General features: G+C 71.9%; 14 protein-coding genes. 9 read left to right on the top strand and 5 right to left on the bottom strand.

All coding sequences use genetic code 11. The features are described 5' to 3' along the window. Positions 1–100: 100 nt before the first annotated feature. The 4 genes from ACH4F2_RS05705 to ACH4F2_RS05690 all read right to left on the bottom strand — a co-directional run bounded on the left by ACH4F2_RS05705 (position 101) and on the right by ACH4F2_RS05690 (position 3,467). Positions 101–778, bottom strand: a complete 678-nt coding sequence (locus ACH4F2_RS05705; RefSeq protein WP_398131412.1) for a GntR family transcriptional regulator — start codon at positions 776–778, stop codon at positions 101–103. A 129-nt stretch (positions 779–907) separates the two neighbouring features. Continuing rightward, positions 908–1,855, bottom strand: coding sequence for a beta-ketoacyl-ACP synthase III (locus ACH4F2_RS05700; RefSeq protein ID WP_398131411.1), 948 nt, complete (start codon positions 1,853–1,855; stop codon positions 908–910). A gap of 159 nt (positions 1,856–2,014) precedes the next feature. Beyond that, positions 2,015–2,158, bottom strand: a complete 144-nt coding sequence (locus ACH4F2_RS05695; RefSeq protein ID WP_398131410.1) for a hypothetical protein — start codon at positions 2,156–2,158, stop codon at positions 2,015–2,017. Continuing rightward, positions 2,127–3,467 (bottom strand): OFA family MFS transporter, encoded by a 1,341-nt coding sequence (locus ACH4F2_RS05690; RefSeq protein ID WP_398131409.1) that lies wholly within the window; start codon positions 3,465–3,467, stop codon positions 2,127–2,129. Before ACH4F2_RS05690 ends, ACH4F2_RS05695 begins: the two co-directional genes overlap by 32 nt. A gap of 203 nt (positions 3,468–3,670) precedes the next feature. Between ACH4F2_RS05690 and ACH4F2_RS05685 the strand changes: the two genes are divergently transcribed. The 6 genes from ACH4F2_RS05685 (at position 3,671) to ACH4F2_RS05660 (ending at position 12,405) form a co-directional block, all read left to right on the top strand. Continuing rightward, a complete protein-coding gene (locus ACH4F2_RS05685; protein WP_398131408.1) occupies positions 3,671–4,642 on the top strand; it encodes a 2-dehydropantoate 2-reductase in 972 nt (323 codons plus the stop codon). Further along, on the top strand, positions 4,639–6,612 hold the full coding sequence (locus tag ACH4F2_RS05680) for a molybdopterin oxidoreductase family protein (protein ID WP_398131407.1): 1,974 nt from the start codon (positions 4,639–4,641) through the stop codon (positions 6,610–6,612). Before ACH4F2_RS05685 ends, ACH4F2_RS05680 begins: the two co-directional genes overlap by 4 nt. Continuing rightward, a complete protein-coding gene (locus ACH4F2_RS05675) occupies positions 6,593–8,527 on the top strand; it encodes an NAD(P)H-dependent oxidoreductase subunit E (protein ID WP_398131406.1) in 1,935 nt (644 codons plus the stop codon). Before ACH4F2_RS05680 ends, ACH4F2_RS05675 begins: the two co-directional genes overlap by 20 nt. After that, entirely contained in the window at positions 8,524–9,384 is an 861-nt protein-coding gene (locus ACH4F2_RS05670) for a 2Fe-2S iron-sulfur cluster-binding protein (protein ID WP_398131405.1), read from the top strand. The genes ACH4F2_RS05675 and ACH4F2_RS05670 overlap by 4 nt, the downstream gene beginning before the upstream one ends. Before the next feature lie 42 nt (positions 9,385–9,426). After that, positions 9,427–10,275 carry a formate dehydrogenase accessory sulfurtransferase FdhD gene (gene fdhD, locus ACH4F2_RS05665; RefSeq protein WP_398131404.1) on the top strand — a complete coding sequence of 283 codons (849 nt, stop codon included), beginning with the start codon at positions 9,427–9,429 and terminating at the stop codon, positions 10,273–10,275. Positions 10,276–10,530: 255 nt separating this feature from the next. Further along, positions 10,531–12,405 (top strand): exo-alpha-sialidase, encoded by a 1,875-nt coding sequence (locus ACH4F2_RS05660; protein WP_398131403.1) that lies wholly within the window; start codon positions 10,531–10,533, stop codon positions 12,403–12,405. Positions 12,406–12,425: 20 nt separating this feature from the next. Here ACH4F2_RS05660 and ACH4F2_RS05655 read toward each other — a convergent pair whose 3' ends face one another. After that, a complete protein-coding gene (locus ACH4F2_RS05655; RefSeq protein WP_398131402.1) occupies positions 12,426–13,508 on the bottom strand; it encodes a bile acid:sodium symporter family protein in 1,083 nt (360 codons plus the stop codon). Positions 13,509–13,690: 182 nt separating this feature from the next. Between ACH4F2_RS05655 and ACH4F2_RS05650 the strand changes: the two genes are divergently transcribed. From ACH4F2_RS05650 to ACH4F2_RS05640, 3 genes are all read left to right on the top strand, one after another. Further along, positions 13,691–14,572: a LysR substrate-binding domain-containing protein gene (locus ACH4F2_RS05650; protein ID WP_398131401.1), complete on the top strand. Its 882-nt coding sequence runs from the start codon at positions 13,691–13,693 to the stop codon at positions 14,570–14,572. A gap of 247 nt (positions 14,573–14,819) precedes the next feature. After that, the gene (locus ACH4F2_RS05645; protein ID WP_398131400.1) at positions 14,820–16,646 is read left to right on the top strand and encodes an AMP-dependent synthetase/ligase; all 1,827 of its coding nucleotides are present in this window, start codon (positions 14,820–14,822) and stop codon (positions 16,644–16,646) included. Positions 16,647–16,729: 83 nt separating this feature from the next. Beyond that, positions 16,730–17,566, top strand: coding sequence for an aldo/keto reductase (locus ACH4F2_RS05640; RefSeq protein WP_398131399.1), 837 nt, complete (start codon positions 16,730–16,732; stop codon positions 17,564–17,566). The last annotated feature ends 128 nt before the right edge of the window (positions 17,567–17,694 follow it).

Below are 17,694 nucleotides of genomic sequence, written 5' to 3'. Positions count from 1 at the left end.
GACACGACGAGACCGCCCGGCCATCACGCCGGGCGGCCTCCTCGAGGTCCTCAAAAAGTCTCCGAAAGGTCCCTGAAAGCCCTCCGTAAGGCCTCTGACCTCAGGTTTCTTCTCGCGCATGGTACGAGCGCCGGGTGTGCTCGGTGTGCTCGCGCATCAGTCGCGTCGCCGTCTGCTCGTCCCGGTCGGTGATGGCGGCGATGAGCGCGCGGTGCTCGATCCAGGACTGCCGGCCGCGCTGCCGGGCGATGGGCGTGTAGTACCAGCGGACCCGGCGGTCGACCTGTGCGGCGAGTTCGGCGAGGACGGCGTTGCCGGCCAGCTCCATGATCTTCGCGTGGAAGCGGGCGTTGAGGACGACGGCGGCGTCCACGTCGCCGGCGGCGACCGCCCGCTCCCCCTCCTCGCACAGCTCCGCCAGAGCGGCCACGCCCGCGCTGCCCGCGTTGGCCGCGGCGAGCCGGGCTGCCTCCGCCTCCAGGAGCGTCCGGACCGTCAGGAGCTGGTCGGCCTCCTCCTCCGTCGGCTCGTGCACGAACGCGCCCTGCGCGGGACGCAGATCGACCCAGCCCTCGGTGTTGAGCCGCTGCAGGGCTTCACGCACGGGCTGTCTCGACACCCCGAGATGACCGGCGAGTTCGCTCTCGACCAGGTGCTGGCCGGGCTGGAGGGCTCGGGTGGTGATGAGTTCGAGCAGCGCCTCGTAGACGCGGTCACGGAGCGGGCCGGGCCGTTCGAGCCTGGGCACCGCGCCCTGCGGCAGTCCTGCGGACAACATCGGTCCCCCTCGGCAGCCGACACACAACCAGTACGCAAGTATTGATTGTCTTTCGTCTACAGTCTACGGCGCACAGAGGGCAGGGGCCGGGTGCCGGCCACGTCACACAGCGGGGGCGGGCCCGGTCGTTCAGGGACAGCGGACGACCTGCCCGGCGTAGGAGAGGTTTCCGCCGAAGCCGAAGAGCAGCACCGGGTCGCCGGTGGTGATCTCGCCCCGCTCCACCAGCTTGGAGAGCGCGAGGGGGATGCTCGCGGCCGAGGTGTTGCCGGACTCGACGACGTCGCGGGCGACGACGGCGTTGACGGCGCCGATCTTCGCGGCGAGGGGTTCGATGATGCGCAGGTTCGCCTGGTGCAGCACGACCGCGGCGAGGTCGGCCGGTTCCAGCCCCGAACGCTCGCAGGCCCGGCGCGCGATGGCGGGCAGCCGCGTGGTCGCCCAGCGGTAGACGCTCTGCCCCTCCTGCGCGAAGCGGGGCGGCGTGCCCTCGATGCGGACCGCGTTCCCCATCTCGGGCACGGACCCCCACAGCACGGGGCCGATCCCCGCCTCCTCGCCCGGTGCGCAGGCCTCCACGACGGCGGCCCCCGCCCCGTCGCCGACGAGCACGCAGGTGGTGCGGTCGGTCCAGTCGGCGACCTCGGACATCTTGTCCGCGCCGATGACCAGTGCGCGGCTCGAGGAGCCGGCCCGCACGGCGTGGTCGACGGTGGCCAGGGCGTGCGGGAAGCCCGCGCACACCACGTTGACGTCCAGCGCGGCGGGTTCCGGGATGCCGAGGCGGGCCGCGACGCGCGCGGCGGTGTTCGGGGAACGGTCGATCGCGGTGGAGGTGGCGACCACGACCATGTCCACGTCGGCGGGGGTCAGTCCGGCCGCCGCGAGCGCCTTGGCCGCGGCGTGGCCGGCCAGCTCGTCGACCGGCTCGTCGGGTCCGGCGATGCGGCGGGAGTGAATGCCCACCCGGCTCCTGATCCACTCGTCGCTGGTGTCGACCATGCCTGCCAGGTCCTCGTTGGTGAGGACCTTGGCGGGCTGGTAATGACCGACGGCGGTGATGCGGGAGCCGTGCATGGATGGAGTCCTCGCTGCCTCGGGGTACGGGATCCACCAGTGTGATGAGTGACCGACGGGTACGACGGCAGGTGATACGACAGGAAACGGGCGTCCGGCTTGTCGGCTTCGGTCAGCATCCCCGGCGCCCTTCCCCGCGTCCCCGCCCCCGGCCCGCGCTCATCCGGTGAACAACTGGGTCGCCTTCCGGACGAGTTCGTACAGCCCGTAGGCGAGCGGTGCGCCCACCCAGAGCCAGGTGAAGGTGATCAGCGGCCGCCGGCCGGGAAGGTCAGGCGGACTCTGGCTGCTGTCGTCGGACATCGGCGGCCTCCTTCGGTGCCGGGGTGGCGGATACGTGGTGGCGGGGGTGGACCGGGCGGACGAGTTCGTTGGCGACCAGGCCGACGACCAGCAGCCCGATCATGATGACGAACGACATCCCGTACAGGGACGCGCCGTGCCGCCCGGCCTCCTCCTGCCGGTCGGCGATCCAGTTCACGATCAGTGGCCCGAGGACACCGGCCGTGGACCAGGCGGTGAGCAGCCGTCCGTGGATCGCGCCGACCTGGTAGGTGCCGAAGAGGTCCTTGAGGTAGGCGGGTGCCGTGGCGAAGCCGCCGCCGTAGAAGGACAGGACGACGAGGGCGCACAGGACGAACAGCGGCTTGGAGGAGTCGCCGAACAGGGCGATCAGCGTGTACATCAGCGCGCCGACGCCGAGGTAGACGCGGTAGATGTTCTTGCGTCCGATCAGGTCGGAGGTCGAGGACCAGCCGATCCGGCCCGCCATGTTGGCCGCCGAGAGCAGGGCCACGAACCCCGCGGCGGCGGTGACCGAGACCGGCGTGGAGGTGTCGGCGAAGAAGTCGGTGATCATCGGCGCGGCCTTCTCCAGGATGCCGATGCCGGCCGTGACGTTCATGCAGAGCACGATCCACAGCAGCCAGAACTGGGGGGTGCGCACGGCATCGCGTGCCGAGACCTGGACGCCGTCGAGCACGGCCGGTGAGCCGTCCGCCCGTTCCCTGGGGCGCGGCACCCGCACCAGCACCACGCCCAGCAGCATGAAGACGGCGTACGTCAGTCCGTGCACCAGGAAGGCGAGCGCGATCCCGTCGTTGTCGGCGCCGAAGGACTTCAGCATCTGCGCCGACCAGGGCGAGGCGATGAGCGCGCCGCCGCCGAAGCCCATGATGGCGATGCCGGTGGCCATGCCGGGCCGGTCCGGGAACCACTTGATCAGCGTGGAGACGGGTGAGATGTAGCCGATGCCGAGGCCGATCCCGCCGACGAACCCGTAGCCGAACACGATCAGCCAGTACTGCTCCACCGCCGCGCCGAGCGCGGAGAGCAGGAAGCCGGAGGAGAAGCAGACCAGGGCGACGGTCATCGCCCAGCGCGGTCCGTGGCGCTCGACGAGCGTGCCGCCGAACGCGGCGGACAGCCCGAGCATCACGATGCCGAGCTGGAAGGGCAGCGCGCTCTGCGTGCCGCTGAGACCGAGGGCGGACTCCAGGGGCGGTTTGAACACGGACCAGGCGTAGGCCTGGCCGATGGAGAGGTGGACCGAGAGGGCGGCGGGAGGAACGAGCCAGCGGCTCCAGCCCGGGGGTGCGACGGGGGGACTCATGGGTCCCCAACCGTAGGCAGCGGGAAAGCGGTTGAGAAGACGGTTGAGCAGACAACCACCGTCCTTGCACAAAGCCTTGCTGGACCAACCTCCATACTGTAGACAATATTTCGTCGACAGAAGCGACAGGGCCGGCAGAGCGTCGGGATCGGGTTCGGTCGGCAGTTCCTCGGTATCCCTCGACCGAACGGAGCTCCCTCGCCATGAAAGTCGCAGTCCTCGGCGCCGGGGCGATCGGCGCCTACGTCGGCGCCGCGCTCCACCGTGCGGGCGCCGACGTGCATCTCATCGCCCGTGGACCGCATCTGGCGGCCATGAGGCAGTACGGAGTACGGGTGCGCAGCCCGCGCGGCGACTTCACCGCGCATCCCCGCGCCACCGACGACCCGGCCGAGGTCGGCCCGGCCGACTACGTGTTCCTGGGGCTCAAGGCGAACTCGTACGCGGCGTGCGGGCCGCTGATCGAGCCGCTGCTGCACGACACCACGGCGGTCGTGGCCGCCCAGAACGGCATCCCCTGGTGGTACTTCCACCGGCACGGCGGCCCGTACGACGGGCGCCGTCTGGAGAGTGTGGACCCGGCCGGCGCGGTCAGCGCGGTGCTCGCGCCCGAACGGGCCGTCGGCTGCGTCGTCTACGCGGCCACCGAACTCGAACAGCCCGGCGTGGTGCGGCATGTGGAAGGCACCCGGTTCTCGATCGGCGAGCCCGGCCGCGGTGTCTCGGCACGGTGCCTGGCGCTCAGCGAGGCGATGCGGTCGGGCGGCCTGAAGTGCCCGGTCGAGCCGGACCTGCGAGGCGACATCTGGCTGAAGCTGCTGGGCAACATCTCCTTCAACCCGATCAGTGCCCTGACCCGCGCCACGATGCGGCAGATGTGTCTGCACAGAGGCACCCGCCAGGTCATCGAGACCATGATGACCGAGACGCTGGTGGTCGCCGCGGCCCTCGGCTGCGAGGTCGGCGTCTCCATCGAGCGCCGGCTCGCGGGCGCCGAGCGGGTCGGCGACCACCGCACCTCCACGCTCCAGGACCTGGAGCGCGGCAAGCCGCTCGAACTCGACGTGCTCCTCGCGGCCGTCGTCGAACTGGCGGAGATCACCGGGGTCCCGGTGCCCACCCTGCGCACCGTGCACGCCCTGTCGGACCTGCTCGCACGGAGGAGCGCCGCATGAGCGAACACGACCGGAACCGACGCGACGGGAAACGACGCGGCGGAAACCGACGCGACCGGAGCCCGAAGACCTACACCCGCCTCACCCACCCCCTGGTGCGGGACTCGCGCGACGCGCCCTTCCGCCGGGCGACCTGGGAGGAGGCCCTGGACCGGACCGCCCGGGGCCTCGCGGCGGCGCGCGGCGCGTTCGGGATGTTCTCCTGCGCCCGGGCGACCAACGAGATGAACTACGTGGCGCAGAAGTTCGCCCGGGTCGTCATGGGCACCCACAACGTCGACTCCTGCAACCGCACCTGCCACGCCCCGAGCGTCGCGGGCCTGTCGGCCGCCTTCGGCTCGGGCGGCGGGACCTCGTCGTACGAGGAGGTCGAGCACACCGACGTGATCGTGATGTGGGGCTCCAACGCCCGCCTCGCGCACCCGATCTTCTTCCAGCACGTACTGAAGGGCGTCCGGGGCGGCGCCCGCCTGTACGCCGTCGACCCGCGCCGCACCTCCACCGCCGAGTGGGCGGAGAGCTGGCTGGGCCCGAACGTCGGCACGGACATCCCGATGGCACACGCGGTCGGCCGGGAGATCATCCACGCCGGGCTCGTCAACGAGGCGTTCGTCGAGCGGGCGACCAGCGGCTACGAGGAGTACAGGGCCCTCGTCGAACCGTGGACGCTGTCCCTCGCCCAGAAGGTGACGGGCGTACCGGCCGCCGCCATCCGCGACCTGGCGCACTCCTACGCACGCGCCGAGCGCGCGCAGCTGTGCTGGACCCTCGGCATCACCGAGCACCACAACGGCACGGACAACGTCCGCGCGCTGATCAACCTCTCCCTGCTCACCGGCCACGTCGGCCGTTACGGCTCCGGGCTGCAGCCCCTGCGCGGCCAGAACAACGTGCAGGGCGGCGGCGACATGGGGGCGATCCCCAACCGGCTGCCCGGCTTCCAGGACGTCCTCGACGACGGCGTCCGGCGGAAGTTCGAGACGGCCTGGGACACCGTCATCCAGCCGCGCCACGGCCTCACCCTCACCGAGATGTTCGAGGCCATGGAGGACGGGACCCTGCGGGCCGTCTACTGCATCGGCGAGAACCCCGCGCAGTCGGAGGCCGACAGCGAACAGGCGCTACGCCGCCTGCGGGCGCTGGACTTCCTCGTCGTGCAGGACATCTTCCTGACGAAGACCGCCGAACTGGCCGACGTGGTCCTCCCGGCGACCGCCGGCTGGGCGGAGACCGAGGGCACCACCACCAACAGCGAGCGGCGCGTCCAGCGTGTCCGCAAGGCGGTGACCCCACCCGGCCAGGCCCGGGAGGACATCGACATCCTCTGCGACCTGGCGGCCCGCCTCGGCCACGACTGGAAGTACCCCGACGCCGAGGCCGTCTGGAACGAGCTGAGGTCCCTGTCGCCGGACCACCACGGCATGACGTACGCCCGCCTGGAGGAGCACCAGGGCATCCAGTGGCCGTGCCCGAGCACCGAGAAGCTGGAACCGACCTACCTGCACGGCAGGCTGTGGGAGACGGACCCGGCCCGGCGTGGCCCGCGCGCGCCCTTCGGCATCGTCCGGCACGACCCGCCCGTGGACCTCACCGACGAGGCGTACCCGATCCGGCTGACCACGGGCCGACGGCTCGATTCCTACAACACGGGCGTACAGAGCGGTGGTTACGCGTCCCCGTTGCGTCGCGGGGAGTCCGTCGAGTTGTGCCCGGAGGACGCCGAACGCTACGGGGTGACGGTCGGCGAGGAGGTACGGGTGACCTCCCGGCGCGGGTCGGTGCTCGCGCCCGTGTGGGTCGACACCGCCCTGCGTCCCGGGCTCGCCTTCATGAGCTTCCACTTTCCCGACGAGGTGGACACCAACCAGCTGACCATCGAGGCCAACTGCCCGATCGCGGGGACGGCGGAGTTCAAGGCCTCGGCGATCCGGATCGAGAAGGTGAGCACCAGTGGACCTGCGCTTCGGTGACAGCAAGCCGACGGACGAGGAGCGCGCGGCAGTCGACGCCCTGCTCGGCCCGCCCGAGTCGTCCTGGGAGGGCGCCGACCGCTCCGACACCGACCTGCGGTGGGCCCGCGGCGGACGGGAGGCCCGGGACCGCCGCGACCTGCTGCTGCCGGGGCTGCACGCCCTCAACGACCGGGTCGGCTGGATCAGCGAGGGCGCCCTGGACTACCTGTGCAGGCGACTGACGGTGCCGCCCGCGGAGGCCTACGGGGTCGCCACCTTCTACGCCATGTTCTCGGTCCGCCCCCGCCCGGCCACGGTGCTCCACGTCTGCACCGACCTGGCGTGCACGGCGGCCGGGGCGACGGAACTGTGCGCGGGGGTGGAGGAGCGGCTGGGGCCGGAGAGCGCGGTACGGGTCGAGCGCAGCCCGTGCCTGGGCCTGTGCGAGCGGGCACCGGCGGCTCTGGCGATACGCGCGGGGACGCCCCCGGCCGAAAAGGGGTCCGAGGGCACAGTCCCCGGTCTCGGTGGGTGCCCCTCCCGCTCGAGCGAAGCCGAGAGCGGGGGAGGGGAGGGACGGCGGGGGCGAAACACCCCCCACGCCACCGCCGTGTGCGCCCCCGCCACCCCCACCACCGCCGTCCACGCGGCGACGGCTCCCGAATCCGCCCCCACCGAACCCCCACCCGCCGCAGCGGTCCCCCAGGCAGGCGACCGGGCCCTCACCCTCCTCGAACGCGTCGGCACCGTCGACCCCGCCTCCCTCGACGACTACCGCGCCCACGGCGGCTACACGGCCCTGCGCCGCGCCTTCGCCCTCGGCCCCGCCGGCGTCATCCGCGAGGTCACCGACTCCGGCCTGGCCGGCCGCGGCGGCGCCGCCTTCCCCACCGGCCGCAAGTGGCAGGCGACGGCCGCCCAGCCCGACCACCCGCACTACCTCGTCTGCAACGCCGACGAGTCCGAGCCCGGCACCTTCAAGGACCGCGTACTCATGGAGGGCGACCCGTACGCACTCGTCGAGGCGATGACGATCGCCGCGTACGCCACCGGCGCGCACAAGGGCTACCTGTACCTCCGCGGCGAATACCCGCGCGCCCTCGCCCGCCTCACCCACGCCATCGCGCAGGCCCGCACCCGCGGCCTGCTCGGCGACGACGTCCTCGGCCAGGGCTACTCCTTCGACATCGAGATCCGGCGGGGCGCGGGCGCGTACATCTGCGGTGAGGAGACGGCCCTGTTCAACTCCATCGAGGGCTACCGGGGCGAGCCGCGCTCCAAGCCGCCGTTCCCCGTGGAGAAGGGCCTGTTCGGCAAGCCGACGGTGGAGAACAACGTCGAGACGCTGGTCAACGTGCTGCCGATCCTGACCATGGGCGCCCCGGCCTACGCGGCGATCGGCACGGAGACCTCCACCGGCCCCAAGCTGTACTGCGTGTCGGGAAGCGTGGACCGCCCCGGCGTCTACGAGTTGCCGTTCGGCGCCACGCTCGGCGAGCTGCTCACGCTCGCCGGAGTGCGAAAAGGGCTGCGGGCCGTACTGCTCGGCGGCGCGGCGGGCGGCTTCGTCCGCCCCGACGAACTCGGCATCCCCCTCACCTTCGAGGGGACCCGCGAGGCGGGCACGACCCTCGGCTCCGGAGTCGTCATGGCCTTCGACGACACCGTGCCGCTCCCCGGGCTGCTGCTGCGCATCGCCGGGTTCTTCCGCGACGAGTCGTGCGGGCAGTGCGTGCCGTGCCGGGTGGGGACCGTGCGCCAGGAGGAGGCGCTGCGCCGGATCGCGGACCGCACGGGCGCCGCCGCGGCCGACGACATCGCCCTGCTGCGCGAGGTCGGCCGCGCGATGCGCGACGCCTCGATCTGCGGCCTCGGGCAGACCGCGTGGAACGCCGTGGAATCCGCCATCGACCGTCTGGGGGCGTACGAATGACCGCGATACCGCTCGGAGTGCCGCGCCGGCTGGTGGAGTTCACCCTCGACGGGCAGGACGCCCGCGTCCCCGAGGGGTCGACGATCCTCGACGCCTGCCGGGCCGCCGGGAAGGACGTGCCGACCCTGTGCGAGGGCGACACGCTCGCCCCGAAGAACGCCTGCCGGGTCTGCGTGGTGGAGGTCGAGGGCGCCCGGACCCTGGCCCCCGCCTGCTCGCGCCGGGCGGAGCCGGGCATGGTGGTGCGCACGGACACCGAACGCGCCCGGCACAGCCGCAAGGTCGTCCTCGAACTGCTCGCGTCCTCGGTCGACCTGTCCACGACGCCCTCGGCGGCTCAGTGGATCAGGGAGTACGGGGCGGAGCCGGACCGCTTCGGCCCGGACGCCGCCCGCGTCGACGAGGAACCCAGGATCGACAACGACCTCTACGTCCGCGACTACGGCAAGTGCATCCTCTGCTACAAGTGCGTGGACGCCTGCGGCGACCAGTGGCAGAACAGCTTCGCGATCTCTGTCTCCGGCCGTGGCTTCGACGCCCGGATCTCGGTCGAGCAGGACGCCCCGCTGACCGACTCGGCGTGCGTCTACTGCGGCAACTGCATCGAGGTCTGCCCCACCGGGGCCCTGTCCTTCAAGTCGGAGTTCGACATGCGCGCGGCCGGCACGTGGGACGAGGAGCGGCAGAGCGAGACGACCACGGTGTGCGCGTACTGCGGAGTGGGCTGCAATCTCACTCTCCACGTGCAGGACAATGAGATCGTGAAGGTCACCTCGCCGCACGACAATCCGGTGACCCACGGCAACCTGTGCATCAAGGGCCGCTTCGGCTACCAGCACGTACAGAACCGGGACTGACCGGGACACGGCACACGCCACACGGGAATCGGGACACGCGACATGGGACGAGTCACGGAACGACGCAAGGTGATCCGCGTACGGGACGGGGCGGTCTCCACCCGCCCGGACACCCTCGTCGCCGAGGAACCGCTGGAGATCCGGCTGAACGGCAAGCCCCTCGCGATCACGATGCGCACTCCGGGCGACGATTTCGCGCTCGCCGCCGGTTTCCTGGTCAGCGAGGGCGTGCTCGCCGAGCAGGGCGACCTGCAGAACATCGTCTACTGCGCGGGCGCGACGGCCGAGGGTTCCAACACGTACAACGTCGTCGACGTGCGGACGACCCCCAACGTGCCGGTCCCCGACATCACGCTGGAGCGGAACGTCTACACGACCTCGTCCTGCGGGCTGTGCGGCAAGGCCAGCCTGGACGCGGTGCGTACGACGGCCCGCTGGCCCATCGCCGACACTCCCCCGGTCCGCGTCACCCCCGAGCTGCTGGCGGGCCTGCCCGACCGGCTGCGCGCCGCCCAGCGGGTCTTCGACCGGACCGGCGGCCTGCACGCGGCTGCCCTGTTCGACGAGGACGGTGAGCTGGTGGACGTACGGGAGGACGTGGGCCGGCACAACGCGGTCGACAAGCTGGTCGGCCGCGCCCTGCAGAACGGGGACCTGCCGCTGTCCCGGTCGGTCCTGCTGGTGTCGGGCCGGGCCTCCTTCGAGCTGGCGCAGAAGGCCGTGATGGCGGGCATCCCGGTGCTGGCCGCGGTGTCGGCGCCGTCCTCGCTCGCGGTGGACCTGGCCGCCGAGACGGGGCTGACGCTGGTGGGCTTCCTGCGCGGCAGCTCCATGAACGTGTACGCGGGTGAGGACCGCGTCGCCCTGCGGGCCGCGGCCGCTCAGGGCTGACCAGGCCCCCGCGGCACGGCGGCGGGGCCCCGACCGGCGGGGAGCGCCCCCTGCGCCGCAGGGGCCCCGTCTCGATCCGGAGGCCCCGTCTCGATCCCGAGGCCCCTCGAGCCAGAGCTTTCGCTCGCCCCCTCGGCTCCGTCGGGCGACACGCGCGCAACCACAGGGGACGTATCGGACACGGTGCGTCCTGATGTAGTGATGTCCTGATGATCGGCTCCCTCCCGACCAGCCGCCCGAAGGGCAGACCGTTCCATGGCGTCACCTCCCCGCACGTGTCCGCGCTCCCCCCTGCTCGCCCTCGCCTCCCTGTTCGCCCTGACCGCCTCCGCGCTTCCCGCCCACGCCGAACCCAGGCCCAGGGCAGCGGAGTTCGAACAACAGGTCCTCTTCAGGGCGGACCGGGACCCCGGTGGCTACGCCTGCTTCCGCATCCCGGCGATCGTGCGGACGACGGACGACACCCTGCTGGCTTTCGCCGAGGGCCGCGTCCTGAACTGCGGTGACGCCGGTGACATCGACATCGTCGTCAAGCGCTCCACCGACGGCGGGCGCACCTGGGGGCCGCTCCAGGTCGTCAACGACGGCGGTGGCGACACCCACGGCAACCCGGCCCCGGTCGTGGACCGCGCCACCGGCCGGGTCCTGCTGCTCGAGACGTACAACGCCGGCCGTACGGACGCGGCGGGCTGCGCGGTGCCCTGCGCCCGTACCCCCCACCTCCAGTACAGCGATGACGACGGCCGCACCTGGTCCGCGCCCCGCGACTTGAGCGCGGAGATCCTGCCGCCCGACTGGAACTCCTGGTACGCGACCGGCCCCGTGCACGGCGTCCAGCTCACCGGCGGCAGCCACGCCGGGCGGCTCGTGGCCGGCGTCAACGCCGAGACCTGGGACGGCGAGCAGGTCACCGCCAACCACACGGCGCTCGTGGTCAGCGACGACGGCGGCGAGCACTGGAAGGTCGGAGCCACCGACACCCGGCCCGTCGCCGCCGACGGCACCTTCCGGCAGAAGCCGTCCGAGGTCACCCTCACCGAACGCGCCGACGGCACGCTCCTGGCCAGCGGCCGGGAGGAGAACGGCACCGACCTCGGCCACCGCACCCAGGCCGTCAGCCGCGACGGAGGCGACAGCTTCACCGGCCCCTTCCGGGCGCTCCCGGACCTGTACACCCCGCAGGTGCAGGGCGCCGTACTCCGCCTCGGCGACCGGGTGCTGCTGTCCGCCCCCGCCGACCCCGACCGCCGCCGGACGATGACGGTCCGCTCCTCCTACGACGGCGGCGCGACCTGGGACAGCGTGGACCGCGGCACGGTCGTCACCCGGGACTGGTCCGGCTACTCCGACATGGTGGCCGTCGACGAGTCGGCGGTGGGCCTGCTGTACGAGGCCGGGGCGGTGGACGCCCGCGACGAGATCCGTTTCGCCCGCTTCACCGAGCACTGGCTCCAGCCGCGCCGGGGCGCCGACCCCACCACCCCGGACCTCGCCGCGGGTGCCGCGCCCGCGGCCGTGCTCGGCGGCGCCGCGACGACGGACGGCGCGGTGGGCGGCGCGCTCTCCTTCGACGGCGCCGACGACGCCGTACGGCTGCCGTACGCCGAGCGGCTTCCGCTCGGCGCGGGGGACTTCACGGTGTCGCTGCGGTTCCGGTACTCGGCGGCCGACGGGGAGCAGCCGCTGCTGTGGATGGGCGGGGTCGGCACCACGCAGCCCCAGGTGTGGCTGCGCGCCGAGCCCGGCAACGGCCGGATCCAGGGGCTGATCACCGCACGCGACGCGGGGGCGGCGCCGCGCTCGGCGTGGGTGCGCACCGACCGTGCCCACAACGACGGCCGCTGGCACCATCTGGCGCTGCGGCGCGGCGGGGGCCGGCTCACGCTGTACATCGACGGTACGACGGCGGGCGCGGCGGACGTGCCCGGCTCGGTCAGCCGGAACTCGCCCTTCGGTGTGCACATCGGGGAGCGCGTGGACGGCCGGGCCCGCCTGACCGGCGCGATCGACGAGGTGCACGTCTGGAACCGGGCGCTGACCGACGAGGAGATCACCGCCGGCAACCCGCCGTCGGCCGTCGGCAACACCGTCCTGCGCCTGCCCATGGACACGGTGGAGGCGGGCGGCTGAGGACCCGCGCACTCACCGGGTCAGCGCCCGGTGCCGACCCTGGTACGCGCCGGAGCGGCGGGCTCCCCGGACACCCCGGACACCTCACAGACCCCAGGCACCCCGGATATCTCGGATTCCTCGGTCTCCTCGCACTTGTCGGACCTCTCGGAGGCGACCGCCTCCGGATCGTGCGACCGGCGCTTGGCGATGACCGCGCACACCATCAGCTGCATCTGGTGGAAGAGCATCAGCGGCAGCACGGCCAGCGAGGCCTGGGCGCCGAACAGGACGCTCGCCATCGGCAGCCCGGCGGCGAGGGACTTCTTCGACCCTGCGAACTGGATCGCGATCCGGTCCTGGCGCCCGAAGCGCAGTGTCTTCGCCCCGTACCAGGTCAGCAGCAGCATCACGGCCAGCAGCACGGCCTCCACGGCCAGCAGACCGGCCAGCCGGACCGGGCTGACCTGGTGCCAGATGCCCTGCACCATGCCCTGGCTGAACGCCGTGTAGACGACGAGGAGGATCGAACCGCGGTCCACGAGGCCGAGAACCTTCTTGTGCCGGGCGACGAATCCCCCGACCCAGCGGCGCAGTACCTGCCCGGCGACGAACGGCACCAGCAGTTGCAGCACGATCTTGACCACCGAGTCGGCCGAGAACCCGCCCCCGCCGCCGCCGAGCAGGGCGGCGGCCAGCAGCGGCGTCACGACGATGCCCACGAGCGAGGAGAAGGACCCGGCGCAGATCGCGGCGGGCACGTTGCCGCGCGCGATGGAGGTGAAGGCGATCGAGGACTGGATGGTCGACGGGACCAGGGTGAGGAAGAGCAGACCCTGGTAGAGGGGGTCGGTCAGGAAGACGGGGACGAGCCCGCGGGACGCGAGGCCGAGCAGCGGGAAGACGACGAAGGTGCAGGCCAGCACGGTGACGTGCAGCCGCCAGTGGCGCAGTCCGTCCATCGCCTCACGGGTGGAGAGCCGGGCGCCGTAGAGGAAGAAGAGGAACGCGATCGCGGCGGTGGAGGCGCCGGAGGCGACGTCCGCGCCCGTGCCGCGGGCCGGCAGCAGCGCCGCGAGGCCCACCGTCCCGAGCAGCAGCAGGATGTACGGGTCGATCGGCATCCAACGCGGCCATCGCAGGCGATTCACGGTGCTCCACTTGCTCGTTCACTGTCGTCCGGGGGCTCGTACGGGGACACGTTTCCCGGTTCACGGGTCCCCGCTCCATCGTGCTCCCTCACTCGGCGATCGGGAATCCGGCATACCACTCTGACTGTCATCACGTCCCGCGATAGGCTGAAGGGGTGTACGACCCCTCCCACCTGCGCACCTTCCTGTCGGTGGCCCAGACGCTGAGCTTCACGCAGGCCGCCCGGCGGCTCGGGCTGCGCCAGTCGACCGTGAGCCAGCACGTGCGGCGCCTGGAGAACGCCACCGGCCGGCAGCTGTTCAGCCGCGACACGCACTCCGTGGAGCTGACGGAGGACGGGGAGGCGATGCTCGGGTTCGCGCGCCGGATCCTGGAGGTGCACGAGCAGGCGACGGCCTTCTTCACCGGCACCCGGCTGCGCGGCCGGCTGCGGTTCGGGGCGTCCGAGGACTTCGTGCTGACCCGGCTGCCGGAGATCCTGGAGGCGTTCCGGCACGACCACCCCGAGGTCGACCTGGAGCTGACGGTGGAACTGTCGGGCACGCTGCACGAGCAGCTGGCCGCCGGGAAACTCGACCTGGTGCTGGCCAAGCGGCGGCGCGGGGACCCGCAGGGCGAGCCGGTCCGGCGCGACCGGCTGGTGTGGATCGGCGCGGAGCGGCTGCGCCTCGACCCGGACCGTCCGGTGCCGCTCATCGTCTATCCGCCGCCGGGCATCACCCGCGCGCTCGCCCTGGACGCCCTGCAGCGTCAGGGCCGCGAGTGGCGCGTCGCGTGCACCAGCGGCAGCCTCAACGGCCTGATCGCGGCCGCCCGCGCGGGCCTCGGGGTGATGGCGCACTCGCGGGGCCTCGTCCCGCCCGGCCTGGTGCGGGTGCCGGAGCGGGCCGGGCTGCCCGAGCTGGGCCGGGTCGACTTCGTGCTGGTGCACGGCCGGCACCGCCCCTCGGCGCAGGGCGCGGCGGACGCCCTCGCGTCGGCGATCCTGGCGGGCGGCGACCGGCTGCACCGGCCTCAGCGCACGGACCTCGGATAGCCGACGGAGGGGACGACGGTCCCGTACCGGCGGTAAGTGAGCCGTACAGATTCGGTGGAGATTACGGCACCGAAACTTACTCAACGGTCAGGAATGTGTCCGACCCTTCCCCATGTGAGCCCATTTTCTCTCGCTGACCAGCACGAACATGAGCACTGTTCGATTTTCGCAACCCTCCCGCCCCCGCCCCGCGTGGGGTAGCTTTCACCGCGCTGTGCGGGGGGTCATCAGAAGCGGGGAGCGGGGTTTGCGCGAGTTCACCAGTCCTCCGTCGACGTCGGCACCACCGGTGGGCGGTCTGGCCGACGCCGTCTTCCGGTACGGCCAGGAGGATCCGCGGCACATCGCGCTCGGCCGCAAGGACGACACCGGGCAGTGGCGGGACGTGACCGCCGGCGCGTTCCGCGACGAGGTGCTGGCCCTCGCCAAGGGACTCCTCTCCCAGGGCATCCGCTTCGGCGACCGGGTCGCCATCATGTCCCGCACCCGCTACGAGTGGACCCTCTTCGACTTCGCCCTGTGGACGATCGGCGCCCAGGTGGTGCCCGTCTACCCGACCTCGTCGGCCGAGCAGTGCATGTGGATGCTGTACGACGCCGAGGTGACCGCGGCCGTCGTCGAGCACGAGGACCACGCGATGACGATCGCCACCGTCATCGACCGGCTGCCGCACCTGCGCGGCCTGTGGCAGCTCGACTCCGGCGCCGTCCAGGAGCTGTACGACGCGGGCGCCCACCTGGACGACGAGGTGGTGCACCGGCACCGGAAGGCGGTCACGCCCGACACGCCCGCCACCGTCATCTACACCTCGGGCACCACCGGCCGCCCCAAGGGCTGCGTCGTCTCGCACGGCAACTTCATGTACGAGGCGGACACCGTCATCGAGCGCTGGGAGCCGGTGTTCCACTCCAGGAAGGGCGACGAGGCCGCGACCCTGCTGTTCCTGCCGCTCGCCCACGTCTTCGGCCGGATGGTGGAGGTCGCAGCGATCCGCGGCCGGGTCCGCTTCGGCCACCAGCCGCAGCTGAACGCCGCCGCGCTGCTGCCCGACCTGGCGGCCTTCCGGCCCACGTTCATCCTGGCCGTGCCGTACATCTTCGAGAAGGTGTTCAACGCGGCCCGGCGCAAGGCCGAGAAGGAGGGGAAGGCCGGTCCCTTCGAGAAGGCCGTCGAGGTGGCCGTGAAGTACGCGGAGGCGGTGGAGGCGAAGGCCTGGGGCACCGGCCCCGGCCCCTCGGCGGGGCTGCGCGTGCAGCACCAGCTCTTCGACAGGCTCGTCTACACCAAAGTGCGGGCGGCGATGGGCGGACGCATCCGCAACGCCATGTCGGGCGGCTCGGCGATGGACCGGCGGCTCGGCCTGTTCTTCGCGGGCGCGGGCGTGCAGATCTACGAGGGATACGGCCTGACCGAGTCCACGGCGGCGGCCACCGCCAACCCGCCCGAGCGCACCCGCTTCGGCACCGTCGGGGTGCCCGTGCCCGGCGTCACCGTGCGCATCGCGGACGACGGCGAGATCTGGCTGAACGGCGACAACGTCTTCCAGGGCTACCTCAACAACCCGAAGGCCACCGACGAGACCCTCCGGGACGGCTGGCTGGCAACCGGCGACCTGGGCTCACTGGACGAGGACGGCTACCTCACCATCACCGGCCGCAAGAAGGAGATCCTGGTGACCTCCGGCGGCAAGAGCGTCTCGCCGGGGCTGCTGGAGGAGCGCGTACGGGACCATCCGCTGGTCAACCAGTGCATCGTCGTCGGAAACGACCGGCCCTACATCGCCGCCCTCATCACCCTCGACCAGGAGGCCGTCGACCACTGGCTGACGATGCGCCGGAAGCCCCGGCTGTCCCCGGCCGAGCTCGTGCACGACGCCGACCTGGAGACCGAGGTACGGCGCGCGGTCGTCGCCGCCAACACGCTGGTGTCGCAGGCCGAGTCGGTCCGCACGTTCCGCATCCTCGCACAGCCGTTCTCCGAGGAGCAGGGGCTGCTGACACCCTCGCTGAAGCTGAAGCGCAAGGCCATCGAGAAGGTCTACGGCAGTGAGGTCGAGGCACTGTACACGGCATGAGTTCACCGGTCAGGAATGCGGCGGGCGCCGTGATCGTTGACGATGTGAGTACCACCGGACCACAACCGAAGGATCAAGAGCTCGTGAGCAGCAAGGTCCCCCCGATCATCCTGAACAACGGCGTCGAGATGCCCCAGCTGGGTTTCGGCGTCTGGCAGGTGCCGGACGACGAGGCCGAGACGGCCGTCGCCCAGGCGCTGGAGGCCGGGTACCGCAGCATCGACACAGCGGCGATCTACGGCAATGAAGAGGGCACCGGCAAGGCGATCGCCGCCTCCGGCGTCGCCCGCGAGGACCTCTTCGTCACCACCAAGCTCTGGAACAAGGACCAGGGGTACGACTCCACCCTCCGGGCCTTCGACACGTCCCTGGCGAAGCTGGGCCTGGAGTACGTGGACCTGTACCTGATCCACTGGCCCATGCCGGCCAAGGAGCGGTACGTCGACACGTACAAGGCGTTCGAGAAGCTGCACGCCGACGGCCGTGTCCGGGCCATCGGCGTCTCGAACTTCCTGCCGGAGCACCTGGAACGGCTGATCGGCGAGACGTCCGTCATCCCGGCCGTCAACCAGATCGAGCTGCACCCGCACCTCCAGCAGCACGCCGCCCGCGAGTACCACGCGGAGCAGGGCATCGCCACCGAGGCCTGGTCCCCGCTCGGCTCCGGCAAGGGCATCCTGGAGATCCCGGCGATCGTGGCGATCGCCCAGAAGCACGGCCGCACCCCGGCGCAGGTCGTGCTGCGCTGGCACCTCCAGACCGGCAACGTGGTGATCCCGAAGTCCGTGACGCCGTCCCGGATCAAGGAGAACATCGACGTGTTCGGCTTCACCCTGGACACCGAGGACCTCGCGGCGATCAGCGCGCTCAACGAGGACCGGCGGCTGGGTCCCGACCCGGCGGAGTTCAACGGGGAGTGAGATGTCGCCCGCGCGAAGGGGCCCGGCCGGTGCGGCCGGGCCCCTTCGCGGTCTCGGCCGGGCTGCCGCAGCGGCCGTACGACGACGGTGTCGACGCCGGCTCCGACGGGCTGGATCACGGCCCGCTC

It is taken from the genome of Streptomyces sp. NPDC017890 (assembly GCF_044328675.1).
Classification (GTDB): Bacteria; Actinomycetota; Actinomycetes; order Streptomycetales; family Streptomycetaceae; genus Streptomyces.
This window is presented reverse-complemented; position numbering and strand designations above follow the sequence as displayed.